18 protein-coding genes and 1 pseudogene are annotated in these 19,253 nt (G+C 56.2%); 13 read left to right on the forward strand and 6 right to left on the reverse strand.

Translation table 11 applies throughout. The features are described 5' to 3' along the window. Window positions 1–48: 48 nt before the first annotated feature. The 4 genes from O1721_RS14955 to rimL all read left to right on the forward strand — a co-directional run bounded on the left by O1721_RS14955 (window position 49) and on the right by rimL (window position 4,523). Window positions 49–1,218, forward strand: coding sequence for a pyridoxal phosphate-dependent aminotransferase (locus O1721_RS14955; RefSeq protein WP_017384002.1), 1,170 nt, complete (start codon window positions 49–51; stop codon window positions 1,216–1,218). Window positions 1,219–1,228: 10 nt separating this feature from the next. Beyond that, on the forward strand, window positions 1,229–2,002 hold the full coding sequence (locus O1721_RS14960) for an ABC transporter substrate-binding protein (RefSeq protein WP_003857237.1): 774 nt from the start codon (window positions 1,229–1,231) through the stop codon (window positions 2,000–2,002). 230 nt (window positions 2,003–2,232) lie between these two features. Continuing rightward, window positions 2,233–3,888 carry a glucan biosynthesis protein D gene (locus tag O1721_RS14965; protein WP_017384001.1) on the forward strand — a complete coding sequence of 552 codons (1,656 nt, stop codon included), beginning with the start codon at window positions 2,233–2,235 and terminating at the stop codon, window positions 3,886–3,888. Between the two features lie 95 nt (window positions 3,889–3,983). Then, on the forward strand, window positions 3,984–4,523 hold the full coding sequence (gene rimL / locus O1721_RS14970) for a 50S ribosomal protein L7/L12-serine acetyltransferase (RefSeq protein WP_032648274.1): 540 nt from the start codon (window positions 3,984–3,986) through the stop codon (window positions 4,521–4,523). Here the strand turns inward: rimL and ydcK are convergent. Continuing rightward, on the reverse strand, window positions 4,518–5,498 hold the full coding sequence (gene ydcK, locus O1721_RS14975) for a YdcK family protein (RefSeq protein ID WP_479953145.1): 981 nt from the start codon (window positions 5,496–5,498) through the stop codon (window positions 4,518–4,520). The two genes, rimL and ydcK, sit on opposite strands and share 6 nt — an antisense overlap. Window positions 5,499–5,619: 121 nt before the next feature. Here ydcK and tehA point away from each other — a divergent pair, with 121 nt between their 5' ends. After that, complete coding sequence (gene tehA, locus O1721_RS14980) at window positions 5,620–6,615, forward strand: dicarboxylate transporter/tellurite-resistance protein TehA (protein WP_032648278.1); 996 nt, start codon at window positions 5,620–5,622, stop codon at window positions 6,613–6,615. Then, entirely contained in the window at window positions 6,615–7,208 is a 594-nt protein-coding gene (gene tehB / locus O1721_RS14985; protein WP_015570555.1) for a tellurite resistance methyltransferase TehB, read from the forward strand. The genes tehA and tehB overlap by 1 nt, the downstream gene beginning before the upstream one ends. Here tehB and pepT read toward each other — a convergent pair. Next, window positions 7,205–8,434, reverse strand: coding sequence for a peptidase T (gene pepT / locus O1721_RS14990; RefSeq protein ID WP_015570554.1), 1,230 nt, complete (start codon window positions 8,432–8,434; stop codon window positions 7,205–7,207). The genes tehB and pepT overlap by 4 nt on opposite strands. Before the next feature lie 111 nt (window positions 8,435–8,545). Between pepT and O1721_RS14995 the strand changes: the two are divergent. After that, a pseudogene (locus tag O1721_RS14995) lies at window positions 8,546–10,141 on the forward strand (ABC transporter substrate-binding protein). 134 nt (window positions 10,142–10,275) lie between these two features. After that, on the forward strand, window positions 10,276–10,950 hold the full coding sequence (locus O1721_RS15000; protein ID WP_003857221.1) for a DUF3313 domain-containing protein: 675 nt from the start codon (window positions 10,276–10,278) through the stop codon (window positions 10,948–10,950). Between the two features lie 34 nt (window positions 10,951–10,984). On the opposite strand, the gene O1721_RS15005 is transcribed toward O1721_RS15000, so the two are convergent. Beyond that, window positions 10,985–11,881 (reverse strand): DMT family transporter, encoded by an 897-nt coding sequence (locus O1721_RS15005; protein WP_023303719.1) that lies wholly within the window; start codon window positions 11,879–11,881, stop codon window positions 10,985–10,987. Window positions 11,882–12,055: 174 nt separating this feature from the next. Between O1721_RS15005 and O1721_RS15010 the strand changes: the two genes are divergently transcribed. Next, window positions 12,056–12,928 (forward strand): helix-turn-helix domain-containing protein, encoded by an 873-nt coding sequence (locus tag O1721_RS15010; RefSeq protein ID WP_032648282.1) that lies wholly within the window; start codon window positions 12,056–12,058, stop codon window positions 12,926–12,928. Here O1721_RS15010 and O1721_RS15015 read toward each other — a convergent pair. Beyond that, window positions 12,908–14,074, reverse strand: a complete 1,167-nt coding sequence (locus tag O1721_RS15015) for a benzoate/H(+) symporter BenE family transporter (protein ID WP_032648285.1) — start codon at window positions 14,072–14,074, stop codon at window positions 12,908–12,910. The two genes, O1721_RS15010 and O1721_RS15015, sit on opposite strands and share 21 nt — an antisense overlap. A gap of 92 nt (window positions 14,075–14,166) precedes the next feature. On the opposite strand from O1721_RS15015, the gene O1721_RS15020 reads away from it, so the two are divergent. Both O1721_RS15020 and O1721_RS15025 read left to right on the forward strand, forming a co-directional pair. Further along, window positions 14,167–14,694 (forward strand): helix-turn-helix domain-containing protein, encoded by a 528-nt coding sequence (locus O1721_RS15020; RefSeq protein ID WP_032648287.1) that lies wholly within the window; start codon window positions 14,167–14,169, stop codon window positions 14,692–14,694. Window positions 14,695–14,774: 80 nt separating this feature from the next. Next, window positions 14,775–16,739, forward strand: coding sequence for a peptidase U32 family protein (locus tag O1721_RS15025; protein ID WP_479953148.1), 1,965 nt, complete (start codon window positions 14,775–14,777; stop codon window positions 16,737–16,739). Here the strand turns inward: O1721_RS15025 and O1721_RS15030 are convergent. Beyond that, window positions 16,736–16,969 (reverse strand): DUF2554 family protein, encoded by a 234-nt coding sequence (locus O1721_RS15030; RefSeq protein WP_015570548.1) that lies wholly within the window; start codon window positions 16,967–16,969, stop codon window positions 16,736–16,738. The genes O1721_RS15025 and O1721_RS15030 overlap by 4 nt on opposite strands. 243 nt (window positions 16,970–17,212) lie before the next feature. Here O1721_RS15030 and O1721_RS15035 point away from each other — a divergent pair, with 243 nt between their 5' ends. Further along, window positions 17,213–17,575 (forward strand): hypothetical protein, encoded by a 363-nt coding sequence (locus O1721_RS15035; protein ID WP_015570547.1) that lies wholly within the window; start codon window positions 17,213–17,215, stop codon window positions 17,573–17,575. A 148-nt stretch (window positions 17,576–17,723) separates the two neighbouring features. On the opposite strand, the gene ftrA is transcribed toward O1721_RS15035, so the two are convergent. Next, window positions 17,724–18,722 carry a transcriptional regulator FtrA gene (gene ftrA, locus O1721_RS15040; protein WP_032648290.1) on the reverse strand — a complete coding sequence of 333 codons (999 nt, stop codon included), beginning with the start codon at window positions 18,720–18,722 and terminating at the stop codon, window positions 17,724–17,726. 73 nt (window positions 18,723–18,795) lie between these two features. Between ftrA and O1721_RS15045 the strand changes: the two genes are divergently transcribed. After that, complete coding sequence (locus O1721_RS15045) at window positions 18,796–19,206, forward strand: rhodanese-like domain-containing protein (protein WP_015570546.1); 411 nt, start codon at window positions 18,796–18,798, stop codon at window positions 19,204–19,206. Window positions 19,207–19,253: the final 47 nt, after the last annotated feature.

The raw sequence follows: 19,253 nt of genomic DNA on the forward strand, positions 1-19,253 counted from the left end.
AAGTTGTTGTTTGAATAGTTATGCATTCACCACGAGAAGGGACAGAGGATGACTTTGAAAACGCCGGTGCAGACACGATCCAAATTGCCCGATGTGGGAACCACCATTTTTACCGTTATCGGCCAGCTTTCAGCCCGGCATAACGCCATCAACCTTTCTCAGGGTGCGCCGAATTTTTCCTGCGACCCAAAACTTATCACCGGCGTGACCCGCGCCATGGAGGCAGGGCATAACCAGTACGCCTCCATGACCGGGCTGCAACCGCTCAGGGAGCGCATTGCGGACAAAATTGCCACGCTCTATGGCACACGCTATGACCCGGCGAGTGAGGTGCTGGTGACCGCCAGCGCCAGCGAAGGGCTTTACTCAGCCATCAGCGGGCTGGTTCATCCTGGGGATGAGGTGATCTATTTCGAGCCCTCCTTTGACAGCTATGCGCCGATTGTGCGTCTACAAGGGGCGACGCCGATTGCCATTAAGCTGACGGTACCGGATTTTGCCGTGAACTGGGATGAAGTACGGGCGGCTATTACCCCGCGCACGCGGATGATCATCGTCAATACGCCGCACAACCCGAGCGGACAGGTGTTTTCAGCCGCCGATCTGCACCAGCTGGCAGCGCTGACGCGCCACACCGACATCATCATTTTGTCTGACGAAGTGTACGAGCACGTCGTTTTTGATGGCGAACCGCACCACGGAATGGCGACGCACCCGCAGCTGGCGGAGCGCAGCGTGATTATTTCTTCTTTCGGAAAAACCTATCACGTCACCGGCTGGCGCGTGGGTTATTGTGTGGCACCCGCGGAGCTGATGGATGAGATATGTAAAGTCCATCAATTTTTAATGTTCTCGGCCGATACGCCGATGCAGTACGCGTTTGCCGAACACATGACCGATCCGCAAACCTGGCTGTCGCTGGCGGCGTTTTATCAGCGCAAGCGCGATCTGCTGCAAAGTTTGCTCGCCGACTCACCGTTCAGGCTGCTACCAAGTGCCGGTTCGTTCTTCCTGCTGGCGGATTACAGCGGCTTTAGCGACGAGCGCGACAGCGAGATGGTGAAAAGGCTGATTGTCGAGTACGGGGTTGCCACCATTCCGCTGTCGGCGTTTTATGCCGATGGCACGGACAATAAGTTAATCCGTCTCTCTTTTGCGAAAGATGAGGCGACGTTACGGGCAGGTGCCCAGGCCCTTTGTCGGGTTACACCACGTTAAGGAATTTGAGATGAAATTACGCGCGTTAGTTGTCGGCATGGGACTGTTGTGTTCATTCTCGTCGTTTGCCGCTACCGAGTTGCGATACGGGCTGGAAGCGGAATATCCGCCGTTTGAAAGCCGCAATGCGTCAGGGGAGCTGGAAGGGTTTGACGTAGAGCTGGGAAATGCCATCTGTAAAGCCGCCGCGCTGAAGTGCAGCTGGGTTGAAACCTCGTTTGATGCGTTGATCCCCGGTCTGGTGGCGAAAAAGTTCGACGCCATAAACTCGGCGATGAACATCACCGAACAGCGTCGCAAAAGCATTGATTTCACCCAGCCCATCTATCGCATTCCCTCCCAGCTGGTGGGCAAAGCCGGTTCTGCGGTAGAGGCTACCCCCGAAGGGCTGAAGGGCAAAACCATCGGCGTTCTTCAGGGTTCAATTCAGGAAACTTACGCCAAAGAGCACTGGGAAAAGCACGGTGTCACCGTGGTGTCTTATAAAGATCAGAATATGGCCTGGGGAGATCTGCTGAATGGTCGCATCGATGCCTCGCTGGTCATGTCAGCGGCCGGGCAGGCAGGTTTCCTCAGTAAGCCGCAGGGTAAAGGGTTTGGCTTTATCGGCAAACCGGTGTCGGACGACACCATCCTCGGCAGTGGGATCGGCTTTGGGCTGCGTAAGGGGGATGAGGCCACCAAAAAGCAGCTTGATGCCGCAATTGATAAAGTACGTGCCGATGGCACGATCGCTAAACTGGCTGATAAGTACTTCCCGGGTATCGATGTCAGCGTAAAATAACCGCCTCGTTGGTCCCGGCTGTTGATGTCCAGCCGGGACTCTTTTATACATAACTTTACCCCTTTTTCAGGCCGTTCTGGTCGACAGAAAATATTTCTCGGTTTGTTCAGATAATCACCCGCCAACAATTGGATTCTTAACCGTTTTTGTTTAGGCTGTGCGTTCTTTCTTGCCGTCATTTCGCTGCGCGCGAAACTCATTCACACGACCATAAGGACGTTTTCTCAGGCATGAATCGCAGACGTTTTCTCAAAGGTTCCCTGGCAATGGCTGCCCTGAGCGGCACTTCTGGCCTTGCTTCTCTGTTTTCCCAGGCGGCGTATGCTGCTGACTCCGACATTGCCGACGGTCAGAGCCGTCGCTTTGACTTCTCTGTTCTGCAATCCATGGCGCACGATCTGGCGAAAACCGCGTGGGGCGGTGCGCCGCGTCCACTGCCGGAAACGCTGGCCACCATGACGCCGCAGGCGTACAACGCCATCCGTTACGATGAGAAACAGTCGTTGTGGAACAACATTGAAGGCCGTCAGCTGGACGCCCAGTTCTTCCATATGGGGATGGGGTTCCGCCGCCGCGTGCGCATGTTCTCGCTGGATCAAACCACCTCTCAGGCGCGTGAGATCCACTTCCGGCCTGAGCTGTTCAGCTACGGCGATACGGGCGTGGATACCCGCCAGCTTGAAGGGCAGAGCGACCTCGGCTTCGCCGGATTCCGCGTCTTTAAAGCGCCGGAGCTGGCGCGACGCGATATCGTTTCGTTCCTGGGCGCGAGCTACTTCCGCGCGGTGGATGATACCTACCAGTACGGCCTCTCCGCGCGTGGTCTGGCGGTGGATACCTTTACCGACACCCCGGAAGAGTTCCCGGATTTCACCTCCTTCTGGTTTGAAACCGTGAAGCCGGGTGATACCACCTTTACCGTCTATGCGCTGCTGGACAGCCCGAGCATTACTGGTGCCTATAAGTTTGTGATCCACTGTGAGAAGAGCCAGGTGATCATGGACGTCGAAAACCATCTCTATGCGCGCAAAGACATCAAGCAGCTCGGCATCTCGCCAATGACCAGCATGTTTAGCTGCGGCAACAACGAACGCCGCATGTGCGACACCATTCATCCGCAGATCCACGATTCAGACCGCCTGGCGATGTGGCGCGGTAACGGGGAGTGGATCTGCCGGCCGCTGAACAACCCGCAAAAGCTGCAATTTAACGCCTACCTGGATAAAAACCCGAAGGGCTTTGGTTTGTTGCAGCTTGACCGTGACTTCTCCCATTACCAGGACGTCATGGGCTGGTATAACAAGCGACCAAGCCTGTGGGTCGAGCCGCGCAACAACTGGGGGAAAGGTTCCATTGCCCTGATGGAGATCCCGACAACCGGCGAGACGCTCGATAACGTGGTCTGCTTCTGGCAGCCAGAGAAACCGGTGCAGGCGGGTGATGAGCTGGACTTCAAATACCGTCTCTACTGGAGCGCGCAGCCGCCGGTGCGTTCCCCGCTGGCAAACGTCTACGCCACCCGTACCGGTATGGGAGGCTTCCCGGAGGGCTGGGCGCCGGGTGAAAATTACCCGAAAGTGTGGGCCCGTCGCTTTGCCATTGATTTCGTCGGGGGCGATCTGAAGGCCGCCGCACCGAAGGGCATTGAGCCGGTGATCACCCTGTCCAGCGGTGAAGCGAAGCAGGTGGAGATCCTCTACGTCGAGCCGTTCGACGGGTATCGCATTCTGTTTGACTGGTATCCAACCTCTGACTCCACCGAGCCGGTGGATATGCGCCTGTTCCTGCGCTGTCAGGGCGATGCCATCAGCGAGACCTGGCTGTATCAGTACTTCCCGCCCGCGCCGGACAAACGTAACTACGTTGACGACCGGATCATGCGCTAGTCCTTATGGGTTTGTGCCGGGCGGCGACCCGGCCTGCTCTGGACGCATTTGTAGGCCGGGTAAGCGTTAGCGCCACCCGGCAATTAAGAGGCACCATGTCTTCAGAAATCATCCCCGTTAACCAGGAAATCGAGCTTCGCGCCGTCGAAGAGCGCTATACCACCGATCTGCATAACCTCGTAATCAAAAACAAAACCTGGCTGCAATCCGCCTTCGACTGGGCGCAGCATGTCGGCAGCGAAGAGGACACGCGCCGCAACGTGCAGAGCAACCAGATGTTGCACCAGCGCGGTTACGCCAAAATGTTCCTGATTTTTATGAATGACGAATTGGTGGGCGTGCTGTCCTTCAACGCGATCGAGCCTGCGAATAAGGCCGGGTATATCGGCTACTGGCTTGACGAGGCGCATCAGGGGCAGGGTATTCTTTCTCAGGCGCTCCAGGCGTTTATGCGCTATTACGTTGAGCGCGGCGAGATCCGCCGTTTTGTGATCAAGTGTCGCGTGGATAACCAGAGCAGTAACCGGGTGGCGCAGCGCAACGGTTTCACGCTGGAAGGTTGTTTGCGGGAAGCGGAAATGCTCAACGGTCGCTACGATGACGTGAACCTGTACGCCAGAATCTTCCCGCTATAGCGCCCCCAGCAGCGGCGTCCGGGTGATCCGCGTGTCGCCGTTGATCACTTTGGCTCCCCAGACGTGAATGCTTTCACCCTCCAGCGCCTCGATAACCGCATCGTCCGTTATTTCCACCTGATGCTCAATCAGGACATCGCCGCTGATACGCGCCCGCCCCTGAATGACCACTTTGTCATCAATCAGGATCGGCCCGCCGCGTAACCACGCCTCGCCGCCTATTAATACGTGGTGTTTAATGACGCAGTTGCCTTCGACGAGGGCGTTTTCCGCGACCTGTGAACTGTACCGCACGGTCGGGATGGCATCATCCTCCAGACCGGCCAGCAGACGGGCGTTGCCGTACACTTTGGCGCAGTCGCACACCCAGACGTTATTCAGCGCGTTGCCCTCAATAATGGCGCGATCGAACACCTCGGCGCGGTGCTCAACAAAGGCCCAGGTCACCATGGCATCGCCGTAGATTTGCGCCTGATGCACAATACGCGACTGGCTGACCGTGGCTCGGTCATAGATTTGCAGGATCTGCTCACGGTCGGGTGTCAGCCCTTTGGCTGCAATCACCAGGCTGTTATGCAGCACCCGCGCGTCACCCGCGATACGGCATTCCCCGCGTACGGTGGAGTGCTGAATGGTGACGTTGTCACTTATTACCGACCCGTGACTCACCTCTGCCGCGTCAAGCCAGCCGTTGCCGCCAACGTGTGCGCGGTGGCTTACGATGCAGGGTTGGGTGAGGCGGGCGTTACCGGATATCCTGGCCCCGGCAAACACCACGCTGTTTTCATCGTAAACCCAGCAATCCCCGTCCTGGGCGAGCGCGTGTTCATCCTCAACCCAACCGCCTTTAGTCCCGCTGGTCACATCGTTAAAATCCTTCACGGCAATAATTTGTCTGAGAGGCGTTGTGCACGGCGTTGATCCGTCCTGCCAGCGCCAGAGACGCGTTTCATTGCTGAGCCGATATTTTGTCATCGTGTTATCCCTGAAAAGCCTTTCAATAAACGTAGCAAACTTTTGGTTTTTCGAAGTGCTGGCGTCCGCTCAGGAAACCCCTTAAAATGGCATTTAAAATACATTTTAAAGTTTAAAAAAAATGCATAACCAAAACCAACGCGTTCTTAACTTGCCCGCCAGGTATTTCGGTATGGTCCTCGGTACCATAGGCATGGGGTTCGCCTGGCGTTATGCCAGCACCATCTGGCCAGTGACGCGCTGGCCGGGCGAGATCCTGGTGGCGCTGGCGGTGACGATCTGGTTCCTTCTGAGCGTGGCGTTTCTTACCCGTGCGGTACGGTTTCCACATAGCGTGCTGGCCGAGATGCGGCATCCGGTAATGAGCAGTTTTGTCAGCCTGTTTCCTGCCACCACGCTGCTGGTGGCCATCGGCTTTGTGCCGTGGTATCGCCCGGTGGCGCTGGGGTTGTTTAGCGTGGGCGTGGTGATCCAGCTTGCGTATGCCGCCTGGCAAAGCGCCGGGCTGTGGCGCGGCAAGCATCCGGAAGAGGCCACGACGCCGGGACTGTATCTGCCGACGGTAGCGAACAATTTTATCAGCGCGATGGCCTGCGGTGCGCTGGGTTTCCACGATGCGGGGCTGGTGTTCCTTGGCGCCGGGGTCTTTTCCTGGCTGAGCCTGGAGCCGGTCATTTTGCAACGCCTGCGCAGCGCGGGCGAACTGCCCGCTGCCCTTCGTACCTCGCTCGGTATCCAGCTTGCGCCTGCCCTGGTGGCCTGTAGCGCCTGGTTTAGCGTCAACGGCGGCGAAGCGGACACCTTCGCCAAAATGCTATTCGGCTATGGCCTGTTGCAACTCCTGTTTATGCTGCGTCTGATGCCGTGGTATCTGTCGCAGCCGTTTAACGCGTCGTTCTGGAGCTTCTCGTTCGGGGTGTCGGCGCTGGCGACCACCGGTTTACATCTTGGACAGAGCAGTCCGTCAGGGTTCTTTCATGCCCTCGCGGTTCCCCTGTTTATTTTCACCAACGTCATCATCGCGATGCTGCTGGTCCGTACTTTTATCTTGCTGATGCAGGGCAAACTTCTGGTGCGCGCTGATAAGGCACTGCTTATGCAATCTGAGGAAAAATAATGACTGTCGATGAAAACTACTTTACTGAGAAATATGGGCTGACCCGCACGCACTCAGAGGTGCTGCTCAGCGCGGACATTGTTAAGCCGGGTAAAACGCTCGATCTCGGTTGCGGAAATGGCCGCAACAGCCTCTACCTCGCGGCCAACGGCTATGACGTGACGGCGTGGGATAAAAACCCGATGAGCATCGATAACATCGAGCGCATTAAGGCGGCGGAAGGGATCGCGAATCTGGAAACGGCGATTAAGGATCTGAACAACCTGACCTTTGACGGCGAATACGACTTTATTCTTTCCACCGTCGTGTTGATGTTCCTCGAAGCGAATACCATCCCTGGTCTTATCGCCAATATGCAGCGTTGCACCAGACCAGGCGGCTATAACCTGATCGTTGCTGCCATGGATACGGAGGATTATCCGTGCACAGTCGGCTTCCCGTTTGCCTTCAAAACCGGTGAACTGAGCAACTACTACGAAGGCTGGGAGCTGATCAAGTACAACGAAGAGGTAGGGGAACTCCACCGTACCGATGCCAACGGGAACCGTATCAAGCTGCGCTTCGCTACCATGCTCGCACGCAAGCCCGCTTAACGCGCGGCCAGCAGACAGAGTTGCAGGGCCGTGCGACAGGAGGCCTCGAACGACGACAGCGGTAAAAACTCAAACTTCGAGTGGAAGTTATGGGCGCCGGTGAAGAAGTTCGGGGTGAGCAGGCCTTTGGCTGACAGGGCCGCTCCATCCGTGCCACCGCGCATGGGGATCGGTTTTGGGGTGATGCCGAGCGATTCCATCGCCTCGAACATCAGGTCGATCGCGCGGCGGTCTTCGCCAATCGCATTGCTGATATTGCTGTAGGTATCCTCAATGCGGTATTCCACGTTTGCCGTGGGATGCTGCGCGGCTATTTGCGCCGCCACATCGGCAATGTGCTGCTTGCGGGCGGCGAAACCATCTTTGTCAAAATCACGAATATTGGCTTTCAGTATCGCTTCGTTCTGCCCGGCCTGGATGCCGTTAAACCAGATATAACCTTCGCGCCCCTCGGTGCATTCCGGGGTTTGCCGGCGATCGAAATGGCTGATGAAATCCGTTGCCATCAGCAGCGGATTGACCAGCACCCCTTTGGCGGACATCGGGTGAGCCGTGACGCCGGTAAAGCGAATTTCAGCCGCCGCCGCGTTAAAGTTCTCGTAAACAATCTCCCCCAGCTCGCAGCAGTCGATGGTCCAGGCAAAATCGACGTCGAAGCGCTTCAAATCCAGCGCTTTCGCGCCACACAGGCCAATCTCTTCATCGGGCACAAACGCCACCACAATATCGCCATGCTTATGTTCAGCGGTGAGGTTTTCCAGCACCGTCATGACCACGGTGACGGCCGCTTTATTATCTGCGCCTAATACGCTGGTTCCGTCGCTGAAAATAATCTCCTCATCAGGATAAGCCAGAATTTCCGGGTGCTCATTTACGCGCAGCCAAATATCTTTCTCTTTATTCAGGCAGAGATCATCCCCCGTAAACGTTAATATTTGTGGATGAATATCCGGGGATAAACCGACGTCGACGGTGTCGATATGGGTAATAAAACCAATCCGCGGCGCGCCGGGAACATTGCCTTTTTTCACGGCGGTAACGGTGGCGAACTCATCAATCACAATATCGTCTAACCCCAGCGTTTCCAGCTCCTTCGCCAGCTCCCGCGCCATGTCGTGCTGGCCCGGGGTGGAGGGCAGGGTTTTGACTTTCGGGTCGCTCTGGCTGGTGATGGCGAGATAGCGGAAAAAGCGTTGGGTTAATTGTCTGGAGAGTTCTGAGCCCATAGTGTTTCCTTCTGTATTTATTTTTCATGTGTTTGCGCCATCACTTTAATGTTATTTATGAAATGGCAAAAGAAGTAATTAGCCGTCGAATTAAAAAGACAGGAATAAATGATGAAAAGCACATTCACAATGATAACGCTGGCGCTTGCTGCGCTGACGGTCAGTTCCACCGTCGCGGCAAAAACGCTGGTGTATTGCTCCGAAGGATCGCCGGAAAATTTCAATCCTCAGCTCTATACGTCGGGGACCAGCGTGGACGCCAGCGCCGTACCGGTTTATAACCGTCTGGTCGATTTCAAACCGGGCACTACCGAACTGGTGCCGAGCCTGGCGGAAAGCTGGGAGGTCAGTGAGGATGGCAAGATCTACACCTTCCACCTGCGCAAAGGGGTGAAATTCCACAGTAATAAGCTGTTCACGCCGACGCGCGACTTCAACGCGGATGACGTGATTTTCTCGTTTATGCGCCAGAAGGATGTGAATCATCCCTACCATAACGTCTCCAACGGCAGTTATTCCAACTTCGAAAGTCTGGAGTTCGGCAGCCTGATTACCGCTATTGATAAAGTTGACGACCACACCGTGCGCTTCACCCTGGCGCACCCGGAAGCGCCGTTTGTCGCTGATCTGGCGTGGTATTTTGCCTCCATTCTGTCGGCGGAGTATGCGGATGCCATGCTGAAAGCGGGCACGCCAGAAAAGGTTGATATGCAGCCGATTGGCACCGGGCCGTTTAAGCTGGCGCAATACCAGAAGGATTCCCGCATCCTCTTTACCGCTTTCCCTGACTACTGGTAGGGAAAATCGAAGCTGGATCGTCTGGTGTTCACCATCACGCCGGACGCCTCGGTGCGTTTTGCCAAAGTCGAGAAGAATGAGTGCCAGGTGATGCCGTTCCCGAACCCGGCGGACCTGCCGCGTATGAGGGCTAACAAAGACATCAACCTGATGAGCAAGGCCGGTCTGAATACCGGTTTCCTGGCGTTTAACACGCAAAAGCCGCCGCTGGATAACGTAAAAGTGCGCCAGGCGCTGGCGATGGCGATTAACAAACCCGCCATCATTGAGGCGGTCTTCCACGGCACCGGCACGGCGGCGAAAAACCTGCTGCCGCCTGGCGTCTGGAGTGCCGACAGCGAGCTGAAAGACTATGATTACGATCCAGAAAAAGCGACAGCGCTGCTAAAGGAGGCGGGATTTGCCAACGGCGTAAGCATCGATCTGTGGGCCATGCCCGTGCAGCGGCCGTATAACCCGAACGCGAAGCGTATGGCGGAGATGATCCAGGCGGACTGGGCGAAAGTGGGCGTGCAGACCAAAATCGTGACCTACGAATGGGGCGAATACCTGAAGCGCGTGAAGGGCGGGGAGCATCAGGCCGCACTGATGGGCTGGACAACGGCGACGGGCGATCCGGATAACTTCTTCGGCCCGCTGTTTACCTGTACGTCCGCCAACGGCGGGTCGAACTCGGCCAAATGGTGCTATAAGCCGTTTGATAACCTGATTGCCGAAGCTAAATCGATAACCGATCGCGAAAAACGCGTGGCGCTGTACAAGCAGGCGCAGCAGATGATGCACGATCAAATGCCGGCGGTAATGATTGCCCACTCGACGATTTTTGAGCCAGTCCGTAAAGAGGTCACGGGCTATGAAATCGATCCCTTCGGCAAGCACCTGTTCTGGCAAGTGGACCTGAAGGAGTAATTTTTCACTGCCCGGTTTCGGTCGGGCAGTTTTTTCGCTATTTGTGCTGTCTTCGTCATTTTTTGCCACAACACATCGCCCGGTTTTTTGTTATAACTTCAAGTGCATACTTGCAGATAACATGGAATACCATCATGCGTACTCACACTTTTTTTAAAGTTGCAGTGCTTTCTGGTCTGTTGGCCCTTTCCGGCTGTGCGTCAAAAGTCGCAGCCCCCGATCAATATTCAGGCTTTTTAAAAGATTACTCCGGCTTGCAGGAGATGAAATCTGCAACCGGGAAGCCAACCCTGCGTTGGGTTGACCCGTCCTATAATGAGGCGAATTACGACAGCATTATCTGGACGCCGATAACCTATTATCCGACGCCAAAACCGACCACTCAGCTTGGGCAAAAAACGCTTGATGAGCTGTTGAATTATACCAATACCAAACTGAAAACCGCGATTGGCCAGCGAAAGCCGATTGTGACGACGCCGGGCAAACATAGCCTGATCTTCCGCGGCGCCATCACGGGTGTGAGCTCAGACAAAGAAGGTTTGCAGTTCTATGAAGTGGTGCCTGTGGCGCTGCTGGTTGCGGGTACGCAGATGGCAACGGGCCATCGTACCATGGATACGCATCTGTTCTTCGAAGGTGAGTTAATCGATGCGGCCACGAACAAACCAGTGATTAAGGTTGTTCGTAAGGGTGAAGGGAAAGAGCTGGCGAACGAGAATACGCCAATGGGCTTCGGCACCCTGAAGCAGGTTGTGGATGACATGGCGACGGATGCCACCATGTTTGATGTTCATCAGACAGCAAATTAATAAAAAATGGCCTGCATTTTCGCAGGCCGTTTTTTTATGCCGTCCGCAGGCGGCGGAACCAGGTTTCCGGCTTCGTAAACATCACCATATTCCCGCCCAGTATCAACAGCAGGCCGACGATCCCGTTGAGATGCCACACGTAACCCTCGTACACCGTTGAAATCGACAGCGCCACCAGCGGGAACAGCAGGGTGCTGTACGCGGCTTTACCGGGACCAATGCGGCCTACCAGCGTAAAGTAGGCGCCGAAGGCAATCACCGAGCCAAACAGCGCAAGATAGAGCAGCGCCCCCATATAGCTCACCGTCCATTCCGGCATAAAGCTATCGCCCCTGAAGAGCGCGATAAGGCCCATCACGACGGTGCCGTACAGCATCGCCCAGGCGTTGGTGGTCATAGTTTCCAGCCCGTTTCGCTGATGACGCATGCTGATCATATTCCCCAGCGAGAAGCCGTAGGTGCCGAGGGCGGAAAGCCCGATGCCCGTAAGCAACGACGCGCTCCAGCCGCTGGCGAGCAGATCGTTCCAGAAAAGGGTAATGATCCCGATAAGCCCCAGCGCTGCCGCCGTCCAGAAGCGTGCGGGTGGGCGCTGGCCGAAGAAGATAAAGCTGTTGATGGCGTTATACAGCACGGCCATCGAGAAAATCACCGACTCAAGGCCGGTATTGATATGGGCGGCGGCGGTGTAAAAGCACCAGAAGTTGAAACAGAAAACGCAGCAGCCCTGAAGCATGCAGTAGAGATGATCCCGCAGCGCCAGCCTGCGCAGACGGCGAAGGGCGACCAGGACGATCATCATCGTGGCGCTGGCCACGGCGAAGCGCCAGAAAATGGAGACCGGCGCTGCAACCGGCCCCTGTTGTAAAAAAATGGCGATCCAGGTCGTGCCCCAGATCACAACGACCAGCCCATAGAGTAATGCGTTCATGGTGTCTCTCTTCTCATACCGCGAAAAACAACAGTGTGGCGAAAGAAGGGGGGGCCGGCTTTCATCGTCTTGCGCCGGACTTGCAAATTCTTGCGCTTTTTTCTCGCACAATGGCTGGTAACAGGCTGCAACACTTCTTAGACTGACAGTCTGATTAATCACCTGTTTACGGCCATGTCTCTCGTTTACGACACCTTTGAAACGTTACGCCAACAAAATGCAGTGCTGCGGGAAACCGTCGCGCTCAATACTGGCATTCAACTGGCGGCGTGGTACAACAAGCACGACACGATCACGGTGAAAAGCAACCATCACACCCTTAGCCTGTACGTGGCGGATGGCTATGAAAGCTATCAAAAAACGCCGTGTGGCTGGAAAAATGGCGGCGGGCCGGACCGTTTTTGTCTGATGCCGGAAGAGAGCGAATCCACGTGGGATATTCGTGACGACCTGTCGTTTGTGCACCTCTACTGCACCGATGAACACCTGCGGGACGTGGGGGAGAAAATCTGGGATAAACGACCGCTATCGCTGACGCTGGAGGAAAAAATCTTCGGCAGCGATCCGAAAATCACCGCCCTTTATCGCCAGTTTTTGCTCGGCTGCGACTGGCAGCAAAACGCCAATCAGCTCACCCTGAGCACCGCGTCGACCTTATTGCTGACGCATTTGGTCCAGCACTATTCCAGTGTACAGTGGAAGCTGCCGGTAGTGACCGGCGGGTTATCACCGTTTGTACTGCGCAACGTGCTGGCCTTTATCGAGGAAAACCTTGCACAACCCTTAACCCTGGCGGAACTGGCGGGCCAGGCCGCACTCAGTGAGTATCACTTTGCGCGGATGTTCCGCCAGTCGATGGGGCTGGCGCCGCATCAGTACGTTATGCAGCGCCGCATGGAGAAGGCCAAAGCGCTGGTACAGCACACGACCACGCCGCTCACCGACATCGCGCTGGCCTGCGGATTTAACTCCGCCAGCCATTTCAGTAACCGTTTTCGCAGCATGACCGGCATTACGCCGTCACAGTTACGCGCGGCGAAGGCGTGAGAAGACGGCGTAACAGATCCCTCCCAGCACCAGTCCCCAGAAGGCGGAGCCAATTCCCAGGAGCGTGACGCCGCTGGCGGTCATCAGGAAGGTAACGATCGCCGCGTCGCGTTCTGCTTCATGGTTCAGTGCCTGATACAAACTCCCGCTGATAGTGCCGAGCAGGGCCAGCCCGGCCAGCGTCTGGATGCCGCTCAGCGGCAGGGCGGCCATCAGCCCGGAAATCGACCCGCCGAACACCCCCGCCAGCAGATAAAACCCGCCTGCCGCCGCCGCGGCCAGCCAGCGTTTACTGGCATCCGGATGGGCGTCCGGGCTCTGGCAGATGGCGGCAGTGATGGCGGCGATGCATATAGAATAAACGCCGAAGGGGGATAACAGCAGTGCCAGCCCGCCGGTGGCAACGATCAGCGGTGAGACCGCCAGCGGATAGCCCGATGCCTGCATGGTGGCGAAGCCGGGCGCATTCTGCGACGCCATGGTCACCAGGAAGAAGGGTAAGCCGATACTGATCAGGCTGGTGAAGGTGAACGCAGGGGCAATGAATTCCGGCATGATGACTGATAACGTCATCCTGTTCGTGACAACGTCACCTCCGGCCCATGCCACGAACACGCCCACCAGCAGCGTGGCGACAATGGCGTACCGGGGCGCTACGGCTTTGGTCACCAGCCAGGCGGCCAGCATACTGCCGCAAAGAAAAATGTGTCCCTCAAGATTGCTGAATGCCTTCAGGCCAAACTGTAACAGCACGCCCGCCAGCATAGCGGCGGCAAGCGAGTGCGGGATCAGTTTCATCAACCGGGCAAACAGGCCGGTGACGCCGCACAGCAGAATCAGCGCATTCGCGAATATAAATACCCCGACGGTTTCCGCCAGCGTCACGCCATGCAGGCTGGTGGCGAGCAGCGCCGCGCCGGGCGTCGACCAGGCGGTCAGCACCGGGGCTTTATACCACCACGACAATGCCAGCGTGCTGATCCCCATCCCGAGCCCCAGCGCGGTCATCCATCCGGCGATTTGCTGTGTACTGGCGCCAGCCGCCGCAGCCGCCTGCCAGATAATGGCGGCAGAGCTGGCATAGCCCACCAGCACGGCAACAAAACCGGCCAGCACGGCAGGAAAGAGAGAGGCAGTCGATCGCATGGAAACTCCGTTGTGCGTTATAACGTCCGGGATAAGGTATCACTGTGCGCTATAGCGTACAAGTGGTATGCTTAGCCGCAACGGGAGGAACTATGGATATCACTCAACACCTGGCAACCACACTGAAAGCGCTGCGTCAGGCGCGGGGCTGGAGCCTGTCGAAACTGGCGGAAGAGACGGGCGTGTCGAAAGCGATGCTTGGGCAAATCGAACGCAATGAGTCCAGCCCGACGGTCTCTACCTTGTGGAAAATCGCCACCGGGCTGAACGTACCTTTTTCGGCGTTTATCACTCCAGAAAGCGAACCGCAGGCGGTGTTCGATCCGCAGCAGCAGGCGATGGTGGTGAAACCGCTTTTCCCCTGGGACGACCAGCTTAAGTTTGACCATTTCTCCATCACGCTGTCGCCCGGCGCGCTGAGCGAGTCCACGCCGCACGAAGCCGGGGTGATTGAACACGTGGTGGTGATAAGCGGTGTTCTGGACATGCAGACCGACGGTATCTGGCGGACGATTCAAGCTGATTCCGGCGCACGTTTTGCCGGCGATAAACCGCACGCGTACCGCAACAGCAGCGCCCGGACGGTGCATTTCCACTCTCTGATCCATTATCCCCGCTAAAGCGTCGCAAAACGGTTTCACTGGCACAGACTTCTGACTACAATAGCCGCCATTTTGACCATAACGGATAACGACGAAGTATGCGCCTGCACTCCCATCATCTTGAACTGCTAAGCCCGGCCCGCGACGCCGCCATTGCCCGTGAAGCCATTCTTCACGGAGCAGATGCCGTCTACATTGGCGGCCCTGGCTTCGGTGCCCGTCATAACGCCAGCAACAGCCTGCGCGACATTGCCGAGCTGGTCCCGTTCGCCCACCGTTTCGGGGCGAAGGTGTTCGTGACCCTGAACACCATTCTTCATGATGATGAGCTTGAGCCCGCGCAGCGTCTTATTACCGATCTCTACCAGACCGGCGTTGACGCCCTGATCGTTCAGGATATGGGCGTTCTGGAACTGGATATCCCGTCGATTGAGCTGCATGCCAGCACCCAGTGCGATATCCGCACCGTTGAGAAGGCGAAGTTTCTTTCGGACGTCGGGTTTACGCAGATTGTTCTGGCGCGCGAGCTGAACCTGAACCAGATCCGCGATATCCACCAGGCGACCGACGCGACCATTGAATTCTTTATCCACGGTGCGCTGTGTGTGGCGTATTCCGGGCAGTGTAATATCTCTCACGCCCAGACGGGGCGCAGCGCTAACCGGGGCGACTGCTCTCAGGCCTGCCGTCTGCCTTATACCCTGAAAGACGATCAGGGCCGCGTGGTGGCATTCGAAAAACACCTGCTGTCGATGAAAGATAACGATCAGACGGCCAACCTCGGCGCGCTGATCGATGCCGGTGTACGCTCCTTCAAAATTGAAGGGCGCTACAAGGACATGAGCTACGTGAAAAATATCACCGCCCATTATCGTCAGATGCTGGATGCCATCATCGACGATCGCGGTGACCTGGCGCGCGCGTCCGCCGGTCGTACAGAGCATTTCTTTATTCCGTCGACGGACAAGACCTTCCACCGCGGCAGCACGGACTATTTCGTGAATGCCCGTAAAGGGGATATTGGCGCGTTCGATTCACCGAAGTTTATCGGTTTACCGGTGGGTGAAGTGCTGAAAGTGGCGAAAGATCATCTTGACGTTCAGGTTACAGAGCCGCTGGCGAACGGCGATGGTCTCAACGTGATGATCAAACGTGAAGTAGTGGGTTTCCGCGCCAATACGGTGGAGAAAACCGGCGAAAATCGCTATCGCGTCTGGCCGAACGAAATGCCTGCCGATCTCTATAAAGCCCGTCCTAATGCGGCGCTTAACCGTAACCTGGATCACAACTGGCAGCAGGCCTTGCTCAAGACCTCCAGCGAGCGCCGCATTGCGGTGGATATCGCGCTGGGGGGCTGGGAAGAGCAGCTGATCCTGACCATGACCTGCGAAGACGGTATCAGCGTGACGCATACGCTCGACGGCCTGTTCGAGGTGGCGAACAATGCGGAGAAAGCGCTTAGCAACCTCAAGGATGGCGTGGCGAAGCTGGGGCAGACCATTTATTACGCGCGCAATACTGAGGTGAATCTGCCGGACGCGCTGTTCGTGCCGAACAGCCTGCTGAACCAGTTCCGCCGTGAAACGGCAGAGATGCTGGATGAAGCACGGCTGGCAAACTATCCGCGCGGCAGCCGTAAGGCCGAAACGGTGCCTGCGCCGGTCTACCCGGACACGCATCTCTCGTTCCTCGCGAACGTTTACAACCACAAAGCGCGTGCGTTTTACCATCGTCACGGCGTGCAGCTGATTGACGCCGCGTATGAAGCGCATGAAGAGAAGGGCGATGTGCCGGTGATGATCACCAAACACTGCCTGCGGTTTGCCTTTAACCTTTGTCCGAAACAGGCGAAAGGCAATATTAAAAGCTGGAAAGCGACGCCGATGCAGCTGGTGAATGGCGATGAAGTGCTGACGCTGAAGTTTGACTGCCGTCCGTGTGAAATGCACGTTATCGGCAAGATGAAGAATCACATCTTCAAAATGCCGCCGCCGGGAAGCATTGTGGCCTCCGTCAGCCCTGACGATTTGATGAAGACCCTGCCGAAGCGTAAAGGCAGCTAACCCGCAGAGTGGGTATCCGGTTTGCGCGATTTCTGCCAGGCATGGTGCTCGCGCAACCCCTCCGCAGACTCCTCAGCCGCGCTGCGTAACTCGTCGCTGTCAGCTTCATGACGAAGCTGATGGTCGGCGTTTTTCACATACACAAATTCATGCCCTTTGTGCTCCGCCATAATCTGCCCTGAGAACAGGGCGCTAATCACCAGCAGTAGCGAAAATTCTTTTCTGAACATCCTTTATCCCCTGAAAATACGCTACGGTCATCGTAGGGATAATTTCATAGAGTAATTATTCGACTGTTTAAATTTGAGAAAATAGACTGTCAAAAATTGTGGTCGCAATAAAACTCACTTAAGACTATTCTTAAAAGCAATATCGCCGTTGTAAACTCCCATTTCTGGTATGCAAAGAGAAGCTAGATTTATTGGGAAATCATTTACAATAAGATTTTTCTGGCTAAGGATTGGATCGAATAAATGAAAAAAATAATCGTGCTATCACTTCTGGGCGTAGTGGTTGCGGTGGGTGCTGCGGCCAGCATCTATTCAAATGAAGAACCAGAATATATTCAGTCAGCAAAAAGCCGTGTCGGATCGTATTTAACCAGCGATTACGGACGTGTCGAATGTAATAGCACCCAGGTAAGTGAAGATCGCTGGGAGCTGGGCTGTACCAATAAGGCGAGGGGCAAAACCTTCCAGTTCGCCGTTTACCCATCCGAGCAGGCGCCGTATGGGGTCTCTCGTGCGTTTTATCTCGAAGCGATTAATGATGATGCCCGCCAGAGTGCAGAGCAGGGGCTGATGCGTTATCTGCAAATTAATACCAAAGCGGGTTAATCGATTCGTTTATGCTTCGTTGAGGCTCACAGTGGTAGATTGCAGATGATCCACATCCCGGTATGGAATACCGGAGCGTAGATACCAAAATACAAATCTATCCATGCAAGCATTTACCGCCAGATTATGGCGGTTTTTTTTTGCCCGTTTATCGTACCGGCTGTGAAAATCGTTTGCGATATTGCGCGGGCGAAAGCGCAAATTGCTGCCGGAAATGGTGGCGCAGCGTGCCGCTTTGTCCAAAACCGGTTTGTTCCGCAATATTGTCGATGCTGAGCCGACTGTTTTCGAGGTAATCTTTTGCCCGCTGCAATCGTGCAGTTAATAACCAGCGCGCGGGCGTTGTTCCGGTCGCGTCCTGGAAACGGCGCAGAAAAGTGCGCTGACTCATACCCACCCGCAGGGCCAGCGATTCGACGGTATGGGAAACGGCCAGATGCTGGTGAAGATAATCAAACAGCTGGCCCAGGCGCTGGCTCTCCCGCAACTGAGCCACCGGTCGGCTAAGCTGCTGGGTTTGCGAGCCGTCCCGATGGGGCGGGATCACCAGCCGACACGCCACGCAGTTTGCCGCTTCAATACCGTAATTCCGGCGCACCACGTGCAGGCACAGATCAATCCCCGCGGCGCTGCCTGCGGAAGTGAGAATATCGCCTTCGTCCTGGTACAGCACATCCTCAACCACGGTGATAGCGGGATAGCGTGCTTTCAGAGCTTGCGTGTAGCGCCAGTGGGTGGTTGCCTTCCGCCCGTCAAGCAGGCCTGAGGCTGCCAGAACGAAAACGCCAGAGCAGATTGAGAGTAGCTGACAACCCCGGGCATGCGCCGCACGGAGCGCCTGACAGAGCGCGTCGGGTACGGGTTCGTCCAGCCCTCGCCAGCCGGGTACGACAACCAGATCCGCCGTTTCCAGCAGACCCAGATCGCCATCGGCCAGAATACGGATCCCGCCCGTTGCCCGGAGCTCGCCGTCATCCACGCTCGCCACGGCGAACTGATACCAGTCCTCGCCCATCTCCGGGCGCGGCAAGCCAAAGATCTCTACCGCCACGCCAAACTCAAAGGTACATAAACCGTCATATGCCAGCACGACCGCGCGCGGCGAGGGATGTCTTAAGTTTGTCATCTTTTTGCTGTTTTCTGGCATAGGCGGACGCATTCATGGGCTGAAGTAAGGGATAGAGTAGTGTTAACACAAACACCACAAATGAGGAAGATTCATGAGCTATGTTACTGAATTTCCGGCTGCTGAGCCGCAGGAAGCCGTGGGGCATTTTCTGCGTCGTCTGAGCGTCGAGACGGACTGCGCCGATGTCCATCACGCGGTATCCAGCGGTGAGCAGGACTTTGTTCTGCTGCACGTTGTCGGAAAACCTGAACATTTTGCCCGGCGGCATCTGCCCGGCGCGCTGCATTTACCCTGGAGCCAGATCACCGCCGAGCGGATGAAAGCGTGGCCAGAGGGCACGCTGTTTGTCGTCTATTGTGCAGGCCCGCACTGCAACGGGGCGGACAGGGCGGCGCTGAAGCTGGCGCGTCTGGGTCTGCCGGTCAAGGTTATGCTCGGAGGCATGACCGGCTGGGAAGATGAGCGGTTCGCGTTTGCAGGATCTTCATCACCCGCCCTGTGAACATGAATTTATTTCAACACAGATGAAATTTTCTCGTTTGTCGGCGG

The organism is Enterobacter cloacae complex sp. HYC033_NIDB (assembly GCF_056673335.1).

What these genes read in the sequence shown, in the direction of transcription:
- O1721_RS14955 (WP_017384002.1), top strand. Translation starts at nt 49, where the DNA reads ATGACTTTGAAAACGCCGGTGCAGACACGATCCAAATTGCCCGATGTG.
- O1721_RS14960 (WP_003857237.1), top strand. Translation starts at nt 1,229, where the DNA reads ATGAAATTACGCGCGTTAGTTGTCGGCATGGGACTGTTGTGTTCATTC.
- O1721_RS14965 (WP_017384001.1), top strand. Translation starts at nt 2,233, where the DNA reads ATGAATCGCAGACGTTTTCTCAAAGGTTCCCTGGCAATGGCTGCCCTG.
- rimL (WP_032648274.1), top strand. Translation starts at nt 3,984, where the DNA reads ATGTCTTCAGAAATCATCCCCGTTAACCAGGAAATCGAGCTTCGCGCC.
- ydcK (WP_479953145.1), bottom strand. Translation starts at nt 5,498, where the DNA reads ATGACAAAATATCGGCTCAGCAATGAAACGCGTCTCTGGCGCTGGCAG.
- tehA (WP_032648278.1), top strand. Translation starts at nt 5,620, where the DNA reads ATGCATAACCAAAACCAACGCGTTCTTAACTTGCCCGCCAGGTATTTC.
- tehB (WP_015570555.1), top strand. Translation starts at nt 6,615, where the DNA reads ATGACTGTCGATGAAAACTACTTTACTGAGAAATATGGGCTGACCCGC.
- pepT (WP_015570554.1), bottom strand. Translation starts at nt 8,434, where the DNA reads ATGGGCTCAGAACTCTCCAGACAATTAACCCAACGCTTTTTCCGCTAT.
- O1721_RS15000 (WP_003857221.1), top strand. Translation starts at nt 10,276, where the DNA reads ATGCGTACTCACACTTTTTTTAAAGTTGCAGTGCTTTCTGGTCTGTTG.
- O1721_RS15005 (WP_023303719.1), bottom strand. Translation starts at nt 11,881, where the DNA reads ATGAACGCATTACTCTATGGGCTGGTCGTTGTGATCTGGGGCACGACC.
- O1721_RS15010 (WP_032648282.1), top strand. Translation starts at nt 12,056, where the DNA reads ATGTCTCTCGTTTACGACACCTTTGAAACGTTACGCCAACAAAATGCA.
- O1721_RS15015 (WP_032648285.1), bottom strand. Translation starts at nt 14,074, where the DNA reads ATGCGATCGACTGCCTCTCTCTTTCCTGCCGTGCTGGCCGGTTTTGTT.
- O1721_RS15020 (WP_032648287.1), top strand. Translation starts at nt 14,167, where the DNA reads ATGGATATCACTCAACACCTGGCAACCACACTGAAAGCGCTGCGTCAG.
- O1721_RS15025 (WP_479953148.1), top strand. Translation starts at nt 14,775, where the DNA reads ATGCGCCTGCACTCCCATCATCTTGAACTGCTAAGCCCGGCCCGCGAC.
- O1721_RS15030 (WP_015570548.1), bottom strand. Translation starts at nt 16,969, where the DNA reads ATGTTCAGAAAAGAATTTTCGCTACTGCTGGTGATTAGCGCCCTGTTC.
- O1721_RS15035 (WP_015570547.1), top strand. Translation starts at nt 17,213, where the DNA reads ATGAAAAAAATAATCGTGCTATCACTTCTGGGCGTAGTGGTTGCGGTG.
- ftrA (WP_032648290.1), bottom strand. Translation starts at nt 18,722, where the DNA reads ATGCCAGAAAACAGCAAAAAGATGACAAACTTAAGACATCCCTCGCCG.
- O1721_RS15045 (WP_015570546.1), top strand. Translation starts at nt 18,796, where the DNA reads ATGAGCTATGTTACTGAATTTCCGGCTGCTGAGCCGCAGGAAGCCGTG.